General features: G+C 60.0%; 15 protein-coding genes, 1 other RNA gene and 1 pseudogene. 9 read left to right on the top strand and 8 right to left on the bottom strand.

Translation table 11 applies throughout. The features are described 5' to 3' along the window. Entirely contained in the window at positions 1-1116 is a 1116-nt protein-coding gene (locus tag B1781_RS18320; protein WP_078121038.1) for an FIST signal transduction protein, read from the bottom strand. A 42-nt stretch (positions 1117-1158) separates the two neighbouring features. Further along, positions 1159-2034 carry a phosphoribulokinase gene (locus tag B1781_RS18315; protein WP_078121037.1) on the bottom strand — a complete coding sequence of 292 codons (876 nt, stop codon included), beginning with the start codon at positions 2032-2034 and terminating at the stop codon, positions 1159-1161. A gap of 608 nt (positions 2035-2642) precedes the next feature. On the opposite strand from B1781_RS18315, the gene purK reads away from it, so the two are divergent. The 7 genes and pseudogenes from purK to B1781_RS18285 all read left to right on the top strand — a co-directional run bounded on the left by purK (position 2643) and on the right by B1781_RS18285 (position 13820). Beyond that, positions 2643-3800: a 5-(carboxyamino)imidazole ribonucleotide synthase gene (purK, locus tag B1781_RS18310; protein ID WP_078121036.1), complete on the top strand. Its 1158-nt coding sequence runs from the start codon at positions 2643-2645 to the stop codon at positions 3798-3800. Beyond that, a complete protein-coding gene (gene purE, locus B1781_RS18305; RefSeq protein ID WP_078121035.1) occupies positions 3797-4294 on the top strand; it encodes a 5-(carboxyamino)imidazole ribonucleotide mutase in 498 nt (165 codons plus the stop codon). Before purK ends, purE begins: the two co-directional genes overlap by 4 nt. A 189-nt stretch (positions 4295-4483) precedes the next feature. Beyond that, complete coding sequence (locus B1781_RS18300; protein ID WP_078121034.1) at positions 4484-7330, top strand: type VI secretion system Vgr family protein; 2847 nt, start codon at positions 4484-4486, stop codon at positions 7328-7330. 127 nt (positions 7331-7457) lie between these two features. After that, positions 7458-9791: a hypothetical protein gene (locus B1781_RS18295; RefSeq protein ID WP_078121033.1), complete on the top strand. Its 2334-nt coding sequence runs from the start codon at positions 7458-7460 to the stop codon at positions 9789-9791. A 38-nt stretch (positions 9792-9829) separates the two neighbouring features. Continuing rightward, on the top strand, positions 9830-10495 hold the full coding sequence (locus tag B1781_RS23015; protein WP_164513457.1) for a hypothetical protein: 666 nt from the start codon (positions 9830-9832) through the stop codon (positions 10493-10495). Between the two features lie 216 nt (positions 10496-10711). Next, positions 10712-11782, top strand: a pseudogene (locus B1781_RS18290) (IS3 family transposase). Between the two features lie 409 nt (positions 11783-12191). Continuing rightward, positions 12192-13820, top strand: coding sequence for a tetrathionate reductase family octaheme c-type cytochrome (locus B1781_RS18285; protein ID WP_078121032.1), 1629 nt, complete (start codon positions 12192-12194; stop codon positions 13818-13820). A 93-nt stretch (positions 13821-13913) separates the two neighbouring features. Here B1781_RS18285 and nhaD read toward each other — a convergent pair whose 3' ends face one another. The 6 genes from nhaD to B1781_RS18255 form a co-directional block, all read right to left on the bottom strand. Then, on the bottom strand, positions 13914-15335 hold the full coding sequence (nhaD, locus tag B1781_RS18280; protein WP_078121031.1) for a sodium:proton antiporter NhaD: 1422 nt from the start codon (positions 15333-15335) through the stop codon (positions 13914-13916). Between the two features lie 128 nt (positions 15336-15463). Further along, a complete protein-coding gene (locus tag B1781_RS18275) occupies positions 15464-16876 on the bottom strand; it encodes an FAD-binding oxidoreductase (protein WP_078122129.1) in 1413 nt (470 codons plus the stop codon). Next, positions 16863-17456, bottom strand: a complete 594-nt coding sequence (locus B1781_RS18270) for a BON domain-containing protein (RefSeq protein WP_078121030.1) — start codon at positions 17454-17456, stop codon at positions 16863-16865. Before B1781_RS18270 ends, B1781_RS18275 begins: the two co-directional genes overlap by 14 nt. A gap of 6 nt (positions 17457-17462) precedes the next feature. Beyond that, positions 17463-18047, bottom strand: a complete 585-nt coding sequence (locus tag B1781_RS18265) for an SIS domain-containing protein (protein ID WP_164513456.1) — start codon at positions 18045-18047, stop codon at positions 17463-17465. Between the two features lie 65 nt (positions 18048-18112). Then, entirely contained in the window at positions 18113-18463 is a 351-nt protein-coding gene (locus B1781_RS18260; RefSeq protein WP_078121028.1) for a YraN family protein, read from the bottom strand. Further along, positions 18460-20388 (bottom strand): penicillin-binding protein activator, encoded by a 1929-nt coding sequence (locus B1781_RS18255; RefSeq protein ID WP_078121027.1) that lies wholly within the window; start codon positions 20386-20388, stop codon positions 18460-18462. The genes B1781_RS18260 and B1781_RS18255 overlap by 4 nt, the downstream gene beginning before the upstream one ends. An 81-nt stretch (positions 20389-20469) precedes the next feature. Here B1781_RS18255 and rsmI point away from each other — a divergent pair, with 81 nt between their 5' ends. Together rsmI and rnpB are read left to right on the top strand one after the other, a co-directional pair. Continuing rightward, positions 20470-21288 (top strand): 16S rRNA (cytidine(1402)-2'-O)-methyltransferase, encoded by an 819-nt coding sequence (gene rsmI / locus B1781_RS18250; protein ID WP_456300666.1) that lies wholly within the window; start codon positions 20470-20472, stop codon positions 21286-21288. A gap of 41 nt (positions 21289-21329) precedes the next feature. Continuing rightward, positions 21330-21699: RNase P RNA component class A (gene rnpB / locus B1781_RS18245), an RNA gene on the top strand. The last annotated feature ends 31 nt before the right edge of the window (positions 21700-21730 follow it).

Below are 21730 nucleotides of genomic sequence, written 5' to 3'. Positions count from 1 at the left end.
TCAACTGAACAGCGTCAGCACACCGGTATAGCCGTACAGGCGGTGATGTGAAATCTCGCCGTTGGCGTAGAAGCCGGCCAATGGGACGTCGCCAAGCAACTCGCCGATCAACTTGAGTTCCTCGGAATCGTCGCCGAACTGGTTGCGGCCACGACCCAGGCATGAGTGATACAAAGCACCGCGTGGTGGCGACGGCAGACGTTGCAGCAATCCTTCGATCATCTGCTGCAGATCGTCGCGCGCGGTATTGGCGTCGCGCCTGGCAAACTGGATCTCCATACCGGGTTTTACGTAGTCGCCGATCGCCAGCAGGCCCTGGTCGGGGTCGATACCGATCAGATTGCGCACCAGGTAGTCGCCGGTATCCGAGCCGGCGATGGGCAGGGCGACGAAGATATAGCCCCCCACACGGCGCAGATCGCGCGCCAGGACTTCGCCGATCTCTTCCTTGAACACGTCCAACGCCGGCTGCCCGTCGATGCTCTCGATGATGTTGCGTTGACCGGCATCGATCTGGTGACGGTCGCCGATCAGGCTGCAGCCCTGGCTGAGCCCGGTGTTGACGGTGATGTTGCCGCTGAACAGCACCCCGGACAGACCGCCGCTGACCGCCTTGTCGGCAATCTGAACGGGCAGCTTGTCGGCCGAGGCAATGCCGCCGACCAGAAAACCACCCTGCAGCCCGTCACTGATGCGCACCAAAAGGTCGGGCAACTCGGAGCTCGAGGGATCACCGTGAACCACGGCAACCGACGCCAATGATTGGTTGCGCCAGCGCTCGGTTGCACTCAACCATTCGGCCGGAGAGTGTTCGATCGGTGGCATCAGGCGGAAGTCGTCTGTGGCGAACGGCGTTACGAGCACACTGGCGGCCGTTTCACCGTAGGTTTCGCGGCCGTTGCTGCACAGTCCCATACCGACGCAGCCCACCCAATGGGTGATGCCGGATTGCTCGCGCAGTTCATCGATGATGCGATCGGTGTCGGCTGCCAGGTCTTCCGACAGATAGATAAAGGCCAGATCGCCGGCATTGTCGCCATCGATCCGGTCGAGCACGCCCGCACACACCGACTGCCAATCGGCACCGGTGACATGTGCGCTGCTAAAGGTTTTCATGGCGGGACGAGGTGGCGGACGGTCGCCGCCACCTCAAAGGCCTTACAGGCCGCGGTCGTCCATCATCTGATCGATGATCGGGCCGAAGATGACTTCCATCGCGAAGCCCATCTTGCCGCCCGGCACCACGATGCTGTTGCGACGAGACATGAACGAGTCATTGATCATCGACAGCAGGTAGGGGAAGTCGGTGTTGAACTTCTTCGGGTCGGCGAAACGAATGACGACGAAGCTTTCGTCCGGCGTCGGGATGTCGCGCGCGATGAACGGGTTCGACGTGTCGACCAGCGAGACGCGCTGGAAGTTGATGTCGGTACGCGAAAACTGCGGCGTGATGTGATTGATGTAGTCGGGCATGCGACGCATGATCGTGTCGACGACCGCTTCGGGCGAGTAGCCACGCTCGGCGTTATCGCGGTGGATCTTCTGAATCCATTCCAGGTTGACGATCGGCACCACGCCGATACCCAGGTCCACGTGCTGCGCCACGTCGTGTTCACCGTCCTGCGCCAAGCCATGCAGGCCTTCGTAGAACAGCAGGTCGGTTCCTTCAGGAATCGGTTCCCAAGGGGTGAATTCGCCGGGCTTTTTGTCGATGCCCAGGCGTGCGTTGTGCTCTGCGGCCTCTTCTTCGCTGTGCAGGTAGTAACGCTTCTCGCCGGTGCCCGATTCGCCGTAGGTTTTGAACAGTTCGGCCAGTTTGTCGAAACGGTTGGCCCCCGGGCCGAAGTGGCTGAGGCCTTTCTCCGACATCTTGACCTTCATCTCGGCGCGTTCGTAGCGGTGGAAGCTGTCCCCCTCGACCACCGCGGCATTGATGCCTTCGCGGATGAAAATGTGCTCGAAAGCGCGTTTCACGGTGGTGGTTCCAGCGCCGGACGAGCCGGTTACCGCGACGACAGGATGCTGTTTGGACATAGTGTCCCCCCTGGAATTTTGCGTTTTAGTCTTTGGTTAGCGATGAGGAAACTGCTGGATGGTGTGGGCTATCCATGATCAGGACGATCAAGCTGCCAGAGCGCCCGCGACAGGTTGAAGGTGTTTGATGCAAGGCTATCCAGATCTGAAATGATCATTCAAGAATTGCGGCAACGCCTTCAGAATCAGCACTTCCTAATTTAAAGCTGCGCGCGACTATAGCACAGCCTTTGTAAAGCTCCGCAGCCGTCCGATTTCGCCCCAACGGGGGCTGACCGGCGTTGCAGATGCCGGGTAAACACCGCAAACCCAATGCGCATCAGGCTATCCGAAGGCGTCGCCGGGGGCATTGACGCCGGCCAAGAAGTGGAAGGATTGCGATGCAAATCCGGGAAATTGGGGCACACTTTGCAAATCCGCGGTATCCTTACGCGCTTGCGGGTTTGTGCGAATCGGCCGTCGGCGGTGAAACGCCAGGACGATCCGGTTGGCGCGGCCAGGAGAGTTTGCTCCATTTCGGCCACCCGTTTCCTCAGCGAGGCATGGAATGATAGACCTGGGTTCGCCTGGCGGTGGGCCTGTGGTTTTTTTTTTGTTCGGCGACAGCGATGGAAGATTCTTACCCTTTTCCGGTTGCGCGTATCGGCCTAATCGGCGGTGGCCAACTCGGGCGCATGATGGTTAAGGCGGCCAAGCGCCTCGGGTGTACCTGCGTAGTGCTCGATCCTCTGCAGGGTTCGCCGGCGGGCCAGGTGGCGGGGCACCAGATCGTCGGTGACTACAGCGATCCGGCAAAGCTGCGCGAGCTGGCCGAATCCTGCGATATCGTCACCTTCGAACTCGAAGATATCGAAACCGAAACCCTGCTGGCGCTCGAAGGCGAGGGTCACACCATCTTTCCGCGCCCGGCGCTCCTGAAAATGATTCAGGATAAGTTCACCCAGAAAGAATTTCTGCGCGATGCCGGCATCCCGACATCCGCGTTTCTCGACATGCCGGCACCGGATGCGGCGGCATTCGAATCCTTCGGTTACCCCTTGGTGCAGAAGGCGCGCCGTGGCGGTTACGACGGCCGCGGGGTCGTCGTTATGAAAGATGCCGGGGCCTTTGCACGCAACCTGCCGGTGCCCAGCTACATCGAACGTTTCGTCGAGGCGGACAAGGAACTGGCGGTGATGGTGGCGCGTAATGTCGGCGGCGAGTGCCGTGCCTATCCGACCGTCGAGATGCGTTTTCACGAAGACGACAACGTGCTCGATTTTCTCGTTGCACCGGCCAATGTCAGCGACGACATCGCGCGTCAGGCCGAGGCATTGGCGGTACGTACCGTCGAGGCGATGGACGGTGTCGGCGTGTTCGGCGTCGAGATGTTTCTGACCACCGACGGCGAACTGTTGGTCAACGAGGTGGCGCCGCGCACACACAACTCGGGGCACCACACGATCGAGGCCTGTGTGACCGATCAGTTCGAACAACACCTGCGGGCGATTCTCGGTCTGCCGCTGGGCGAGACGCGACAGTTGTCGCCGGCCACCATGGTCAACCTGCTGGGCGAAGAGGGCTATCACGGGCGACCGATCATTTCAGGCTTGCGTGCGGCGCTGGCGATTCCCGGTGTCTGCGTGCACGTATATGGCAAGGCGGTTACCAAGCCTGGCCGCAAAATGGGGCATGTCACGGTCATCGATGACACGATCGAGGCCGCTTGTGACAAGGCCAGGCAGGTCAAGACGCTTATCAAGATTCTCGGAGACAAGAAGTTATGACGGATGCAAAAGTCGGCATCATTATGGGCAGCGATTCCGATCTGCCGGTGATGCAGGATGCGGCAGCGATGCTGAAAGAGTTGGGAATTCCTTTCGAGATGACGATCGTGTCGGCACACCGTACCCCCGGTCGTCTGTACGACTATGCGCAGAACGCCCGCGGCCGCGGCATTCGCGTGATCATTGCCGGTGCCGGCGGTGCCGCCCACCTGCCGGGCATGGTGGCTGCCGTCTCGCCGTTGCCTGTTATCGGGGTACCGGTGAAAACGTCGACCCTCAACGGCCAGGATTCGCTGCTGTCGATCGTGCAGATGCCCGGTGGCGTGCCGGTGGCGACCGTGGCGATCAATGGCGCGAAGAATGCCGGCATCCTCGCGGCGCAGATCCTGGGTACCAGCGACGACTCGGTAATGGATCGCGTGCAGCAATATAAGGATGATCTCGAGGCCATGGTGCTCGAGAAAGCCGAGAAGATGGAGAACGATCACCGTTGATCGTGCCGTCTCGACTGGCTCGCGGTTTATGATGCCGAGTCTGGCGTTCGCCGAAAGGCTTTGACAGAATACCGGCACTTAGGGAGCTATTTGGACAGGAAGTCCGTGGACAAAACACATCACCGGCATCGATTGCCGGGGCGCCGACATGCAGCGCGGGAGATGTGTTCGTTGACTTGAGGGTCTGACATGGATCTGTTGTTTAGCGCGGAGACGCGCTTGTACGAGCTTGAGTGGCCATCGGGTGCACCGGGCTCGTTGCTGGTGGAAGCCTGGTGGGGGCGCGAGGCGCTGTCCGCCGGTTTCGAAATCGTGATCGACGGCCTGTCGACCGATGCCTTTCTCGAGCTCAAAGCCTTCATGGGCCAGCCGGTTACGCTGGTCACGACCCTGGCCGACGGCACCCTGTCACGCCGCAGCGCCCTGGTGCGCGCCGCCGACAAGCTCGGCGCCGACGGCGGCTTCACCCGCTACCGCCTGACCCTGGTGCCCTGGACCTGGCTGCTTGGGCGCGGCCGCCACAACCGGGTGTTCCAGGACAAGAGCGTGGTCGAGATCATCGACCTCGTGTTCGGCGACTATGCCGCCCACGCCGCCTGGCAGTGGTCCGACGAGGTCGGTGAGTTTCTCGCCGACACCCGCCCGCGCAGCTTCTGCGTGCAGTACCGCGAAAGCGACTACGCCTTCGTCTCGCGCCTGCTCGCCGAAGAGGGCCTGGCCTGGTGCGTCGAAGAGGATGAGGCCGCCCCGGCCGGCCACCGCATCCGCCTGTTCGCCGACAGCGTCGCCTGCCCCAGCGATGAGCAATCCGATACCCAAGGCGCAATCCGCTTCCACCGCGTCGACTCGCAAGAGACCGAAGATGCCATCACCGCGCTGGGCAGCCGCCGTCAGCTCGATACCACCGTCATGACGGTGCTTAGCTACGACTACAAGGCCAAGCGCGCCGTCACCGCCCAGGTGCCGACCCACCACAGCTTCGGTGGCGAGCATGCCCCGGTCCTCGAGCACTACGAGCCCGCCGGTCAATACGCCCATGCCACCCGTGGCGAGGCCGACCGCTACCTGCGCCTGGCGATGCAGGCCCGCGAGGCCCGCTACAAGTCCTTCTTCGGCCGCGGCAGCGTGCGCACCTTCCGCCCCGGCTTCGCCTTCGACCTGAGCGAATCACCGCTGGACCTGCTCGAAGAGGGTGAGCAAGCCGGGCAGGACACCGGCGACAACCGCCGCTTCCTGCTGACCGAGCTGACCCATGTAGGCATCAACAACCTGTCCGGCGAGTCGATCGACAAGGTCGCCAAGCGCCTGGCCGGTCCGCTCGGCGGCGACGACCTGCCGACCGGCGACACCCTGGCACCGCTCAGTGCCCCAACCCAGCTTCCAGCCGAGCTGCTCGACCTGGCCCGTCAGCGCGGCTACGGCAACCGCTTCGAGACCCTGCGTGCCAAGGTGCCGTGGCGCCCGCGCCTGCGCGACGACACCGGGGTACGGATCAATCCGCGACCCTTGGCCCCCGGCCCGATGACCGCGATCGTCGTCGGTCCGCACGGCGAAGACCGGCCCAACGGTGTCGACGAGATCTGGTGCGATGCGCTCGGGCGCATCAAGGTGCGCTTCCACTGGCAGCGCGGTGAGCGTGCCGACGACCGCCTGACCTGCTGGCTGCGGGTTGCCAGCCGTCAAGCCGGCAACGGCATGGGCTGGCAGTGGCTGCCGCGCATCGGCCAGGAGGTGCTGGTCGACTTCCTCGAGGGCGATATCGACCGACCGCTGGTGATCGGCGCCCTGTACAACGGCCAGGGTGAAGGTGGCGTGATCCCGACCCCGGGCGGCGACAACCACAAAACCGCCGATACCAGCGTTTTTAACGAGGCCACCGACCACAGCCCGAGCGGCCAAGGGAACCTCGCCGCCGGCCACAGCCCAGCGTGGCACGGTGCTGCATCCACCAGCCATGCGCATGCCGCGGCCCTCAGCGGCTTCAAGACCAAGGCCTTTGGCGGCGAGGGCTACAACCAGCTGGTCTTCGACGACACCGACGATCAGCAGCGGGTGCAGCTCAAGACCACCCAGCACCACACCGAGCTCAACTTAGGTCACCTGGTCCACCAGGCCGACAACTACCGCGGCAGCTTCCGTGGCGCCGGGGCCGAGCTGCGCACCGATGCCTACGGCGCACTGAGAGGGGGGCAAGGCGTGCTGATGAGTACCTGGGCACGACGCACTCCCGCCGAGCCGGCCGGGGACCTGACCGCCGGTATGGCCCTGCTCAATCAGGCCAAGACCCTGGCCAGCACCCTCTCAAAGGCCGCCAAGACGCACCAGACGGTCGAACTGGCCAACAGTGTCGGCAGCAGCCAAGCCAACGGCAGCTTTGTCGACCCCAAACTCGCACCCATCCCGGCGATGCACCAGACCGCCAGCGGCATGGTCGAGCACAGCGCCCTTAACCCGGCCGAGAGCGACGCCAACAACAAGAACACCCAGGTCTCAAGCGACAAGGTGCCGCACTTTACCGACCCGGCGATCATCCAGGCGGCCAAGGCCGGCCTGGCCAATGTCGCCGGACAACACCTGCAGTTTGCCAACGGTGAGACCTTCACCGCGATGAGCGGACAGGACACCGACATTGCCGTCGGCGGCAAGGCACGTGTCCACACCGGGCAGGCGATCGGCCTGCTCGCCGGCGCGATCCAACCCGGCGAGGGCAACACCGGTATCACCCTGATCGCGGCCAAAGACCCGGTCGACATGCAGGCGCAGAGCGACCAACTCAAGCTCCAGGCCAAGCAAGACCTCAAACTGGTCTCGGCAAGAGCCGACATCGACTTTGCCGCGGCAAAGAAGGTCCACCTGGCCGTCGCCGGCGGGGCCAGCATCACGATCGATGGCGGGATCACCGTGGAGTGTCCCGGGACCATTACCGTGCATGCGAGTAAGAAGAGTTTCAGCGGGCCGGTGCAGGGCGGTTACTCGTTACCGAACTTCCCGCGCAGCGATTTCCGCATCAAAAAACGTTTCTCTTTTTCGAGCTGAGCGTCTGGGCGCTCACCACGGAAGGTAACAACACGATCAGCAGCCGATCTCCAAGATGATAATTAGTCCTCCTTTTCTGCTACCACGGAATCAGAACGAAACTGACGCCGAATATGTGGCTCGATGCATGCCCAACACCGACGTCACTGTAAAGAATACAGGTGTGCCGGAAGGCTCATATCCGGTATCTCTTAAGCTGGGCTGGCATGGCGGTCTGCATTTAAGAGCCCCGCAAGGCGCGGATAGTGTTAGAGCGATTGCCGACGGTGAGATTGTCTATGCGCGAAAGCCCACGGCACGCAACGACAACGTGACGGATTGGCTTAACTACAACCCCGATGGTGGTAGCGATCCAGCCTGGACTGACGATGGTTGTGTAATTATCAAGCACACCACCGAGATCGGTGCCGGTGCACAGAATAAACCTGTGGAAGTGACGTTTCTATCGATCTACATGCACCTGAGCAAACTATTGGGTGTCGCCAGCCGAGTAGCCGGAGGTGCCAAAGACCGCGCGGTTTATCGCAAAGACAAGATCGGCATGCCGGGTATTGTCTACGGCAAGAACGATCAATTGCATCTTGAGATCGTGTGTGACGACGAGAACCTCAAAACCCTAATGGGTCGTAATACCGGCGAGTTGTCGACCGCAAGCGACGGTCGTACCGATGTCTTGTATGGCGATGTATATTTTCAACTGCCTGCTGGTACCCAATTTTTTGCCGACAAGCCGGGCGCAACTGAGGTCACGCCTAAAGCCAAGCCGGCCTACACCCTCAAAGGAACATTGGACGAGATTGCGCCCTTTATTTCCGCAAAACCCGATTGGGGCAAACTGGAAGAAGCCTGGAAGACTGGAAAAGCACAGATGCCTGCCGCTGAATTCCCACTCTACGTTGGATTGCGTTATCGCGCAGGCGATGGCCCGACGAACGAACGAGGGGACGCATACTTGCATTCCTATGTAATGCAGGGCCATGAACTTGGCAAACCGATTGTAGAGCGTGACACAGAATATGAGCTTTACCAGGCGGCGACCGAAATCAGCAAGGCCTATCCGGCAGGTTCCCGTCCTGCGCCGAGTGCAGTCTACGAATTGTTACGATTCGGCCGCGTTGTTGGTCCTGACCCGCTTGTTCCAGCAGACGTGCCGCATTGGCGCGAGGCCCGCTATCCGGGCGGTACAGGTTGGGTAAACTTGAATGCTACCGGCGTCAAGAAATTCAGCGACGCGGACTTTCCCCAGTGGCGTGGATGGCAGTTGGTGGATGATGACGGTGACGTAGATAGTCGATGCGAGTCTGCATCCATCATCGGAACCATCGAAGACCCGCATAGCTGGGAGCGCATACATAATCGATTAGGCTTGCCGGCACTGCGGATGGACAGTAAAACTTTCCCGACGCTTCAAGGTGCGGAACGCACCCTCAAACGCCAAGAACTCGAGCGTCGATTAGCCGGTGCGGACGTGCGCAAAACGCTTGAACGAGCCGTCTGCAAGTTTCCCTCGGAATGGGATCAAGCGACGATTCGTGCGCGTTGGTCATGGCTAAAAAGTGACCCCGAGTTCAAACTGGAGCCAATCGATTGGGAGGATTTTGTCTCGCATGGCACCGCATTGGCAATCGATTGGGGTGCGGCTAATACAGGTATCCCGGCGAAGCATTGGCATTTTCATCCAAGAGCGTTTGTTGCTCATTTCCGGTCTAACAGATGGTTGTCGACTGACGAGCTTGAACGAATTTACCCTAATGCGGCATCGGTGAAAGTCACAAAGTATCATGTGCATCTGAATTTGTGCACACGAAAGTATGGCCTAACCGCACCACTACGAATGGCTCATTTTTACGGGCAGGCAGGAGTGGAAACATTGGAGCTCAAATATATGAGCGAATTATATAACGGAAATCCGCACAACTATTTTCGACATTATGCCAAAGCTCTTAACTATAAAGGTTGGCTAGGGAATGTCGAGTGGAATGATGGTGGAGATTTTCGTGGACGAGGGTTTAAGCAACTAACAGGGCGCGCAAATTATGCAAACTATTGGGTGTATCGCGGCTGGCTTGATCCCGCGTCGTTTAACGACAGATGGTGGAGAGATCTTGGTTGGTGGGGCTTGTCAGGAACTTCTTTGCCTAAAAGCAGTATCAACAACCTTCCAATTACCAATGCTAGCGTGGTTTCGCAGCTGAAAATGAAAATGAAACCCCCTGCCATAAGCAATGCCGATGTTGTTGCGAATGACGAGTATACATCTATTGATACAGCGGGATGGTTCTGGGCTAGTAATACTATTGCAGAAATAGCAGATACCGATGATGTGGCGGAGGTTACGCGAGTTATTCGCGGTGATTCGAGAAGTGTTGGTGTCACTCGTCCTTGGCCTAAGCAGGCTCATTTTCCAGAGCGACAAAAAAAGACCCAAACTGTCAAATCTATAATTGACGACACGATCTAAGGGATAAGCTAGTGAGACGCAGTCGGGCCAACAAGTTGATGGTGGTGCTCCATGCTTTCTCCATTTCCTGTCTGGCATCAAACTCGGGAGTCGCTGAACTCCAGCACGACGAGAATGCTCCGTCGCCAATTCATTGCGAGTCAGTTGATAGCCATGTCTTTATGGTGTGGAAATCCGCTGGCACTCAGAAGAAGGTGATGGTGAGTGGCGTAGAATCGTGCGCCAGCATCTCCGATTATGTTGCCGACCAAGAGGAGTCAGGCTGTTGGTATATTATCGTTGAGCCAGATGTAATTGGGCTGAATGCTCATTCGCGTGTCTACTACTATTGCGTAGGGAGCAGAGGTATAACACCGATTGGTGACTTGCCTATTGCTGCCGAGCCGTCAGGCAGTTTTGGTGAGTATAAGGAGATCTATCAAGAGCGAGGATCCATTTGGTTGAATCGTTATCTGTTGACGCCAAATCGTGTTGAATTAGGCGAGTCATCTATTGAAATGGTGATCGACGGTGATATCTGTGTCGACGATTGTAATGACCCTTGGGACTTGAGTGTCGCTGACGGGAGAACATGTCATTCTTCAATTAAAGCGAGTTATGAATCGCCTGTGTGTATTGTGCACAAGAGAAACACTGCAAGCTTAGGCCGCCAAGGTGAATGTGATTTTCTTCGGAGTAATGTGGAAAACTGGTCAAAGGATTGAAGTTTAGCAGATTCAATTGTCGTGATGCTTCCCCATAGTAAGCAACGGGGACAGATATATTTATCTTCGTATAAGGGCCTTCTAAGCTGTATTCGGGCGTGATAAAACTCCATCGGCGTCCTTGCCAGCGGGGTTCTACGGATTTGACAGCACCCCTTTAATCCGAGCCATGTGTGATCTGGAAATTCCTTTTTTTGGTCCCTGGGAGGTCCAAATATGAAGCGTATGCGCTACACAGAAGAACAAATCTTCTCGATCCTCAAGGAACACCCGGCCGGTGCCTCAGTGCCCGACTTGGCCCGCCGCCACGACATCGTCGAGAACACGATCTATCGCTGGAAGTCGAAGTACGGCGGCTTGGAGGTCTCGGAAGCCAAGCGGCTGCGTGATCTAGAAAAGGAAAATGCCCGGTTCAAGCGCCTGCAGGCTGAGCTCGAGTTCGACAAGGCTGCGCTCAAGGAGTTGGTTGAGGGAGAGTGGTGATGGCCGCGCAACGGCGGTGAACTGCAGAACACCTCAAGGATCGCCGTTTCAGTGAGCGCCGGGCCTGCCGGCTCTCAGGCTTCAGCCGTTCTACCACCTGGTCACCGCTAAAGGGCCACGATGATGCGGGGGGTACGCGAGAGGCTTAAGATGCTGGCCGAGCAATACCCGCGCCATGGTTGCCCGACGCTGCATGACATGCTGCGGGCCGCGGGGCACGTGAGGAATTACAAGCGCACCTACCGGATCTGCTGCGAGGAAGGGCTCCAGGTACGCACCAAGCGCCGTAAGAAGCTGACGCGGCCGCGCGTGCCGATGCCGGTGCCAGACAAGGTGTATCAGCGTTGTTCGATGGATTTCGTTTCGGGCCAATTGTCCAATGGACGACGTTTCCGCGTCCTCAATGTCGTCGGCGATTGCTCATGGGAGTATGTGCTGCAAGTCGTCGATACATCGATTGCCAGCCAACGGGTTGCTCGCGCTCTTGATCGGCTGAACAAGCCGCTACCGAAATCCATCGTCGTCGACAATGGCCCGGAGTTTACGTCGAAGGCAAAGTTCTTTTGGGCGAAGCGTGCCAAGGTGAAGTTGAGTTTCATCCAACCCGGCAAGCCGACGCAAAATGCTTACGTTGAGAGCTTCAACGGTAAGTTTCGAGATTGCTGTCTCGATCTGAGCTGGTTCACCGGCTTGGCGGATGCGCGCGAAAACATCGACACCTGGCGAGACCATTGCAACCATGTCGGCCCACACCGATCGCCGGGCAAGAATCCGCCCGCCGTGTTCGCGTGGGAAGTGGCCTGATATGCTCAGATTCCCACATCAAACGTGGCTCACGTCAAGGGGTGTGGTCAAATAGCAACGGGCGGGTGGCGGCTGCCCGACCTGGCGTTTTGACCGACTTGTAGTTGCTTGGTCGGAGGAGCCTAACTGAGGTTAAGGTGGTCGACGCGAGACTACGATTCAACGTTGCCAGCAGGCACTTAACTAATTTGAGTTAATAAAGTGTCGAGCGTCAAAATTAAATCCTGCTGTTCGATTGATAAATATCAATTTGTAAACGCGTTCAGTCAGAAATTTATTTTCCGTTTGCTAGCTTGCTCGTAGAAATCCCATGTCGGCACAGGGGGCTGCGCATATGTCACGGTCGAGCGGACGTTTCTCTGTTTTCCTTTCTATTGCTGTCGTTCTTGTCGCCTTGGGACTATTCGGTATGCCGAGCGACCACCCGGGCCCGCATGCTGCGGAGATGGAGAGCGACGAGTCTCCCGGCGGTAGTGGTGCAGGCGGGGATGGCAACGGCGACGTTGACGGAAACGGTGGCGGTAATGGAAATGGCGAAGGTGATGGCGATGGGAGCGGAGGCGGTGGCGGTGACCACAGCCAAGTGCATGTCAATTACTTCACGGCCAACCCCTACTTGGGTACGGAATCGTGCATCGAATGCCATGCGGACGAGGCGGCCGAGGTGCTCGATAGCGGGCACTGGAACTGGCAGGGGATTGCGGCCAATGTGGTCAGCGTCGAAAGCGAGTTCCACGGCAAACGCGACTTCATGAATAACTTCTGCGTTGCCGTACCGACCAACGAGGGGCGGTGTGCGCAGTGCCACATCGGCTATGGCTATGTCGATGACACCTTCGATTTCACCAACCCGAACAATATTGACTGCCTGGTTTGTCACGATCAGACCGGCACCTATCAGAAGGCGCCGACGACTGCCGGTGCACCCGATCCGTCTGTCGATCTGCAAGCGGTGGCAATGAGCGTTGCCGACAATGGCGGCACTCCCGGTCGCGCCAATTGTATCTTTTGTCACGCCAATGCCGGCGGCGGCGACAACGTGAAACACGGCGACTTATCGATGGCGTTGGCTGATACGACCCGTGAGTACGATGTGCATATGGGTACCGATGGTGCCGACATGGCATGCGTCGCCTGTCACGATGTCGATCGCAACAACGGCGGCAAACCTATATCGCATGGCATCGGGGGTATGCCCTTCCATTCGGTGGAAGAGGGCGAGATGAAGCAGTGCACGGACTGCCACGCCGAAGATGGCTTGCACTCCGGGCGCGTTGCTCAGATGGTCAACACACACGATCGGTTGGCTTGCCAGGTCTGTCATATACCGGCGATTGCCCGGCAGGTGTCGACCAAGGTGGAATGGTACTGGTCAGACGCCGGCCAGGATATTGATCCGATCCCGGTCGATCCGGTGACGCAGCGGCCGACTTATGACAAAAAGAAGGGTACGTTCGTCTGGTCGTACGACGTCAGGCCGACGCTGCGATTCCACAACGGCAAGTGGAACAAGGTGATGATCAACGTCAACGATCAATACACCTCGGTCCCGGTTGACATGGGTTCACCGGCGGCCGACCGTTCCGACCCTGAAGCCAAGATCTATCCGTTCAAGAAGATGATCGGCAACCAAGTGGCCGATGCCTACAACTACACCATGCTGGTTCCGCACCTGTTCGGTCTGGCAGGCGGGCCGTATCCGTACTGGGTTTTCTATGACTGGCATCTCGCCCTCGAAGATGGCGCCGCCTACACGGGCCAGGCTTATTCAGGCGAGTTCGAGTTCGTCGACACGGAGATGCTGTTGGCCGTCAATCACGAGATCGCGCCGAAAGAGCAGGCACTCGGTGCGGGCGGCAATTGTCGGGACTGTCACGCCGAGGGCGTGATCGATTGGTCGGCCCTGGGTTGGGAGAAAGATCCGTATCGCGGCGGGCAGGGACGGCATCACCACAAGCGTCGGCACGGTCATCATCGCGGGCATCAGCATGCCTCGAAGCGGCGGTGGTGGGATAGAAGCGGTCGTGATGATGGCTAGAGGGCGGCGACGCGGATAGTTACCGTATTCAACCTTATGGAAAAAGCCACATGCGCTGTTTGCAACCGACGCATGTGGCCGTACCTGATCGGGCTAGAACGCGCTGCCGTTGATCCACATGTGAGTCGCGATGCTCGCCGCATAACCCAACGCGATTACCGGCGCCCACTTCAGGTGACCGAAGAAGGTGTACTTGCCGCGCGCCTGTCCCATCAATGCGACGCCGGCCGCCGAGCCGATCGACAGCAGCGAACCACCCACACCGGCGGTCAGCGTTACCAGCAGCCACTGGCCCATCGACATATCGGGCATCATGGTTAGCACCGCAAACATCACGGGGATGTTGTCGACGATGGCCGAGAGTATGCCGACCGCGATGTTGGCGTTGGTGGCGCCCCAATCCACGTACATCAGCTCGGATGCCACCGCCAAGTAGCCGATAAAGCCAAGGCCGCCCACGCACAGCACCACGCCGTAGAAGAACAGCAGCGTATCCCACTCGGCACGCGCGACTTTGTTGAAGATATCGAACGCCACCGGGTCGCCGAATTTCTCTTCGTCGGTGCCGTTTTCGTTCTTGCGATGGGTCTTCTTCAGGTAGTAGCCGAAGAACTGCAGATAGGCCAGACCAGTCAGCATGCCGATGACGGGCGGCATATGCATGAAGTTGTGATAGCCCACTGCAGTCGCGATGGTCAGCAGGAACAGGCCAATGATGCGCTTGGCGCCGCGCTTCATCTTGACGGCATCGCCACCGGCCTGTGGCTTCTCGTTTGGCACGGCCATGACCATGATCGCTGCCGGCACCAGCCAGTTGACCAACGATGGAATGAACAGGTTGAAGAATGCCCAGAAGTCCACCATGCCTTGCGCTGTCTGTACCTGCTTTTGCCAGACCATCAGGGTCGTGATGTCGCCGAACGGGCTGAAGGCACCGCCGGCGTTGGCTGCGACGACGATGTTGATGCAGGCGATCAATACGAACTTGGTGTTCTCGCCGCCGACGGCGAGCACCACCGCGCACATCAGCAGGGCGGTAGTCAGGTTGTCGGCAATCGGTGAGATGAAGAAGGCGAGTACGCCGGTGATCCAGAACAATTGGCGAAAGCCAAAGCCTTTCTTCACCAGCCAGGAGCGTAATGCCTCGAAAACGTTGCGTTCGTCCATCGCGTTGATGTACGTCATCGCCACCAACAGGAACAGCATCAACTCGGCGTATTCGAGCAGGTTGTGTCTTACTTGGACTTCGGCCGCATGGTCGATGCCGTTGGTGTGGTACACGATCGCGATCAGCGCCCAGATGATGCCGGCCGCAAGAATCACAGGCTTGGACTTGCGCAGGTGGGTGAACTCTTCCGCCATCACCAACAGGTACGATACAGCGAAAATCGCGATGGCTGCGTAACCAACCCAATGGTCGGTCAGATCCAGCACTTCTCCTTCTCCGGTCGCGGCCAACAGCACGCTAGGGAAAAAACACAGTATCGGAACGAACAGACGCGATAAATTCGTCATTGCTTTCTCCAGGTACCAAGACGCACGGTCATCCCGTCTTTATCGGTCAAGAAATTGGATTGTTGAACGGGCTTTATCGAAAATGCCGGCCGCCAGATGGTCGGCATTTTCGTTTGACGACGGCGGCGTCAGGCGTCGGGGAATCCCACGCCAGGATTTAGAATACCATCCGGATCGAACTGGCGCTTCACCGCAGACATCAGCTGTAGGCTGGTGGCGTCCAACTCGCGGTCGACAAAGGTGCGTTTCACCAATCCGATACCGTGTTCACCGGACAGGCTACCGTCGAGTGACAGTACCAGGTCGAACACGTCGTTGAGGCACGGTTCGGCCGCGGCCATCTGTTGCGGATCGTCGGGGTCGACGAGCAGGTTGACGTGGATGTTGCCGTTGCCCGCATGGCCGAAGTTGACGATGGTGACGCCGTACTGCTTCGCCAGCCCTTCCAGCCCGCTGATCAGGTCGGGTATACGTGAGACCGGCACCACGACGTCTTCGTTGATCTTCTTCGGCGCGACGTTGCGCAACGCCGGTGACAGCGCCTTGCGGGTACGCCACAGGCGTGCCACATCCTCGTCGCTGTTGGCGACATCGATCTCGATACAGCCGTCGCCGTTGGCAGCGGTGGATATGCGGTCGACTGCATCGCCGAGCCCGGCGTGCGTGCCGTCGACCTCGATCATCAGCAGGGCACCCGCCTCGGCCGGTAGTCCGAGGTCGGAGAAATTGCGCACCATCTCGATGGCGGTGCCGTCCATGAACTCGAGCGCGCAGGGAATGACCGGCTGCGCCATGATGCGTGACACGGCGGCCGCCGCGCTGTGCATGTCGCGGTAGATCGCCTGCAAGGTGCGTTTGGATTCAGCGATCGGCGTCAGTTTCAGCGTCGCTTCGGTAATGATCGCCAGCGTGCCTTCCGAGCCGATCAGCAGCCGTGTGAGGTCGTAGCCGACGACGCCCTTGGTGGTCGATACGCCAGTTTTCAACACATCGCCCGCGCCGGTAACGGCACGCAGGCCCAGGGTGTTCTCACGCGGCGTGCCGTATTTGACCGCGCGCGGGCCGGCCGAGTTGTACGCCAGATTGCCGCCGATGGTGCACACGGCGGCGCTGGTTGGGTCCGGCGGCCAGAAAAAGCCATGTTGCCTTGCGGCATCCTGCAGTTCCTGGTTGGTGTATCCGGGTGAGACGAACGCGATACGGTTTGCAGGATCGATCTCTAGCCGCGTGCGCAGTCGTTCCATCGACAACACGATGCCACCGTTTATCGGCACCGTCGCGCCCGTGGTGCCGGTGCCCCGTCCCCGGGTGATCAGCGGGAGCCGGTGTTCGCGGCACAGGTGCACCAGCTTGACGATCTGATCGACGTTGCGCGCGAAACAAACCGCCTGCGGTACCGCATGCTGCCGGCTGTTGTCGTAGCCGTAAGACCAGCAATCACCGGGCTCGGTAAACAGGTCTTCCTTGTCGAAGATCTGCGATAGCGAACTGACCAGTGCCGCCGCTAGTGGCGGCACCGGCGCGGCGTCACTCTTCGAGATATTCAAACAGTTTCACCACGCGCTTCACACCGCTGACGAAACGAACCTCTTCGGTCACTGCGTCGGCTTCGGTGGGTGTCAGCAGGCCCATCAGGTAGACCGAGCCCAACGAGCTGGTCACCTTTACGCGCGTTGGGTCGAACCCGTCGAGCTTGACGTTGAACAACGCGACTTTGACCTTCGACGTGAGATAGGCGTCGCCGGTCGCCTCACCCCAGGTGGATTCGGCGCCGATCAACACCTCGTTGAACACCGTGCGTACCCGCGCGATCGTTGCAACGCGCTGGCGGAACGCTTCAACGATCTCTGCGTTCTCCGCCTGGCCGGTCAGCAGCACCTGCATGTTGAACACATCGATGTTGATGTTGGCTTTCTGTCTCAGTTCTTCGTCCTGTTGGCGCATGGTGATGGCGCGCAGCAGGATTTCCTGATCTTCGACGAACGTGCCCGTTGTGCGTCGATCATGTGCGACCGCTGCACCGGTGACGGCGCCGCCGACAACCACAGCGCCGCAGCCGCTCAGTCCGGCTGCCAGCAGTCCAATAAGCAGGTTACGCGCTAACTTGGCGTTTCGTTTCATTGTTGGTTAACCACCCATAAGTTGAAGGTCGATCAGGTCGCACAGGCAATGCAGCACCAGACGATGATTCTCCAGCGTGCGTGCCACGGAGGTCGCGGGCGCACGGATCTCGATCACGTTGTCGCCGGGCAGGCCACTGAGGCCGCTGTGCACACCGGTCAGCAGAATGACCGGCATCTGGCGTTCTTGCGCCGCCGCCGCGGCACGCACAAAGCTCTCCGCAGTATCGCGTGCGGTCAGCGCCAACAATACATCACCGGGATGGCCCAGTGTGCTGATCTGCTTGGCAAAAACCGCGTCGAATCCCTCGTCGCAGGCAACTGTGGCGAGGGTTGTCGTATCCCCGTTGAGGGCGATCGCCGGCAGGCCGGGGCGTTCGCGTTCGAAGCGATGCTGCATCAGGGTTGCAAAGTACTGGGCATCGACACCGCTGATACTGTTACCGCAGCTCAGCACCTTGCCACCGCCGAGCAGGCTGCTGACGATGCAGTTGGCAGCGGCTGCAATAGCCTCTGCCTGAATTTGCAGCGCGTCGCTCTGCACCTGAGCGTTCTCGGCGAAGATCGATGCCACGCGATCAATGGTTTCCACGACGGCACACTTTAGTGTTCTGAACCCGGCGATTAGTTTCGCATGCCTGAGGGTGGCGGTCGATGTCAGGCGCTGAATGCGTCCTTGATCCAGTTGGCTTCGTGACTGCCGTCGAAGCCGACCACATCGAAACGACAGGGGCCTTGCCACCGCTGCCGCTGCAGGTAGTGCTGGGCGGCGATGATCAGGCGGCGTTGCTTGCGCTGATCGATGCTCGACAGTGATCCGCCGAAGTCTTTATGGCGGCGCAAGCGTACCTCGACGAACACCAGCGAATCGCCATCGCGCATGATCAGGTCGATCTCGCCGCCTTTGCAGCGATAGTTGCGGTCGACGGTAGTCAAACCGCGACCGGTCAAGAGGGTTTCTGCGCGACGCTCGGCCGCGTCGCCGCTTTGCTGCTTGGGGCTCTTCAAATGGTCGGTGCGCTTGAGGCGGTGTTGTCGGCACGCGGCTCGTTGTTGTTCTGCAGGTCCAGGCGCGGCGAGTATCCCAACACCTTTGGTTCGGTATCCAGCGTCACCCAGATCATCTGCCGATGAACGGTGTTGGAATCATCCATGTACAGATTGCCGGTGCTGCCGTCGAGCGACTCCAGCGGACTCGCCTGCAATCGTCCGAGGTGTGGGGCCAGGCGCAGCGCATCCATGCCCATGGCATACAGCCGCGAGTAGGCCGAGCCCGAGCCGGGCAGGTATTGCTGCACCGACGGTTGTGCCATCAGCTCTGGGTCGGGCGGGGTTACCAGCCACGGGATCTCCGGCAACATCACGCCGCGCAGGTCTTCCAGCTGTGAGCGGGTGACCCTGCCGGTCCAGGCGTGCGACGTGGCGTAGATCGGTAGGTTGGCGGCTTGGTGGTAGCGCAGTTGCGGGCGGATGCTCTGTACCTGCGCGGGACGCGCCGCGAGAAAGATCGTGTCGATGTCGTCGCGGCGATTGGGCTCGAACTCGACATTGCGGCCAAGCCAGGTCTGCATCTCCTGGCGGCGGGCCTCGCTGCGATCGAGATGCAGCAACTGGGTGATCGTCGCGGTGTAGTCGTGCGCTTTCGGGTCGTAACGGCCGATGCCGGCGAGGTTGCCGCCCAGCGATCGCCAGCGCGACTCGAAGGCGAACGCGAGGCGGTCGCCCCAGCCGTCCTGCGGCGCGAGGATGATCGGGCGGCGTTTGCCGTCAAGCCAGATGCGCTCGGCTGCCTGGCGGGCCTCGTCTTCAGGCGACAAAGAGTACATATAGAGATTGGTGGGCGGTGCCGAGTCGATAGCCACCTGATTGAGTGCAAGCACCGGGACCGGCAATTCACCGGCACGCATCAGCTGCGCGACACTCTCTTTCTGCAACGGGCCAATAACCAGTTGCGCACCGTCGGCGACCGCTTGGTTGTACTGCGGCCACAGACCGGCCGGATCGGAGGCGTCATAGAAGCGCAGCTCCGGGCGTTTGTCTTCGGGAAATTGGAAACGGCTGATGACGATACCGTCGCGAATCGCCGCGGCGACGTTGGCGTAAACACCGGATTGCGGCAGCAGTACGGCGATACGCTCGACGTAACGCACCTGGTTCAGCAGTTGGTCGCGGTAGTCGGTCAGCAGTTCGGGCAGCGCCGGATGGTTGGGGAATTGCTGCCGCCAGGCCGACATGGCCTGGTCCAGCTCATCCGGCTGGGTGCCATGGCGCTTGACCAGCAAGGCCAGCTCCATCCAGCCGCCGGTGTTGCCCGGCGGCGACGGCTGCAGATTGGTCAGCGCCGAGTCGGTCAACAGCGTCAGCGTGCGCAGGATTTCGATCTGCGTGCGCAGGCGCCCATCATTGTCGCTCTGCAGCGCATCGACCTGCTGCAGGGCGTTGGCCGCTTCGAGTGGATTGCCCATCTGCCGGTAGGCATCGGCCAGCGCGGTGTAGTAACGCAGCTGCAGTCGGCTTGGAACACGTTGCCCGTCTGCATTCAGGAACTCGATGGCCTGTGTCGGCCGCTTTGACTGCAGGGCATACTCAGCCTGCAGCAGGCCGTACTCGAAGGTCTGCTCACCGGATTTCGGCAAAGTCGCCAGCTGTTCGAGCGCCGATTGCACATTGGCCCAGTCGCCACCCAGGCGCGAGGCGTTGGCAGCGGCGAGCAGCATTGCCGAGCGCCGTTCCGGCAGTGGGGTGCGGACGGCCATCTGCCGGTAGAGTTCTGCTGCCTGCAGGTATTGTTCGGCCTGCATCATCTGTGCGGCCCGCGCGATGTCCGGATCGTTGCCGGTCAGGCCTCCCCGGGTCTGCCGGGTTTCACAACCGATCGCCAGCACAAGCCAGGCAATAACGAACAATAGGCGATAGAACGGGGCAACTTGCATGGAATACGGTGTGCAGTCAGGATGGGACGACGAGTATCAGAGGTGGGCCTAGAGGTGTCAAACGCAGCCGGCCGGTTGTTTGTGATCGCGACCCCAATCGGCAATCGTGATGACATCACGTTGCGTGCGATCAACGTTCTGCGCGAGGTCGACCGTATCCTGGCCGAAGACACCCGGCATAGCCGTCGCCTGCTCGATCACCTCGGCATCCAGCGGCCGATGCTGGCGTTGCACGAGCACAACGAGGACGAGGCGTCGCAGCGCATCATCGACCTGCTGTTGCAGGGTGAATCGCTGGCGCTGATCTCGGATGCCGGCACCCCGCTGATCAGCGATCCCGGTTTTCCTTTGGTTAGACAGTGTCGCGAGCACGGCATCGCGGTGATTCCGATACCCGGTGCAAGCGCGGTGATAGCGGCCCTGTCGGTGTCGGGTCTGCCGACCGATCGGTTCCGTTTTGAGGGCTTTCTGCCGCGCAAGCAGCAGGCTCGATTGACCTATCTGCAGACCCTGCGCCGCGAAACGGCGACCGTGGTGTTTTACGAATCTTCGCATCGCATTGAAGAATCGTTGAAGGATATCGCCGAGGTGATGGGCGCGCAGCGTCACGTGGTGGTGGCGCGGGAGTTGACCAAGGTCCACGAGACGGTCCTTGCCGGCGCGGTCGACGATGTCTATGCGCGGGTTTGTGACGACGAAAATCAGCGCAAAGGCGAGTTCGTGGTCGTGATGGCCGGCATGCCGGCGGACGACGGTGATTCACCGGGCGACGCCGATGCGCTGTTGAGCGTTCTTCTCGAAGAACTGCCGGTCAAGCAGGCAGCCGGTCTGGCGGCGCGTATCACCGGCCTGAAGAAGAATGCCCTTTATCAGCGCGCACTGGCGCTGAGCAAGGGGTAAGCGGCTTGCCAATCTGCCGGCGCTGGCCTAGGGTGTGCGCCGGAGTCGGCCAGACGATCGCGGTCGCCATCGGCGGCGGAGGAAAGTCCGGGCTCCACAGGGCAAGAGGCCAGGTAATGCCTGGGCGGCGCGAGTCGACGGAAAGTGCCACAGAAAGTAAACCGCCGATGTCGCCGAACCCGTTTCGGCGGCAGGTAAGGGTGAAAGGGTGCGGTAAGAGCGCACCGCGTCTGCGGTAACGTGGACGGCACGGTAAACCCCCTCTGGAGCAAGACCAAATAGGGAGGCACGCCTTCGGGCAGCCTGCGGCCCGCAGGTGTCTCCGGGTAGGTCGCTCGAGGCGTCCGGTGACGGGCGTCCCAGATGAATGATCGTCCAAGACAGAACCCGGCTTATCGGCCGACTCCTTTTCCCCACCTCGCTGCCGCTGCCGAAGTCGATC

Source organism: Thiosocius teredinicola, from assembly GCF_002009425.1.
Classification (GTDB): Bacteria; Pseudomonadota; Gammaproteobacteria; order Chromatiales; family Chromatiaceae; genus Thiosocius; species Thiosocius teredinicola.
The sequence above is the reverse complement of the archived record's forward strand: the minus strand, read 5'-3'. Positions and strand labels throughout refer to the sequence as shown.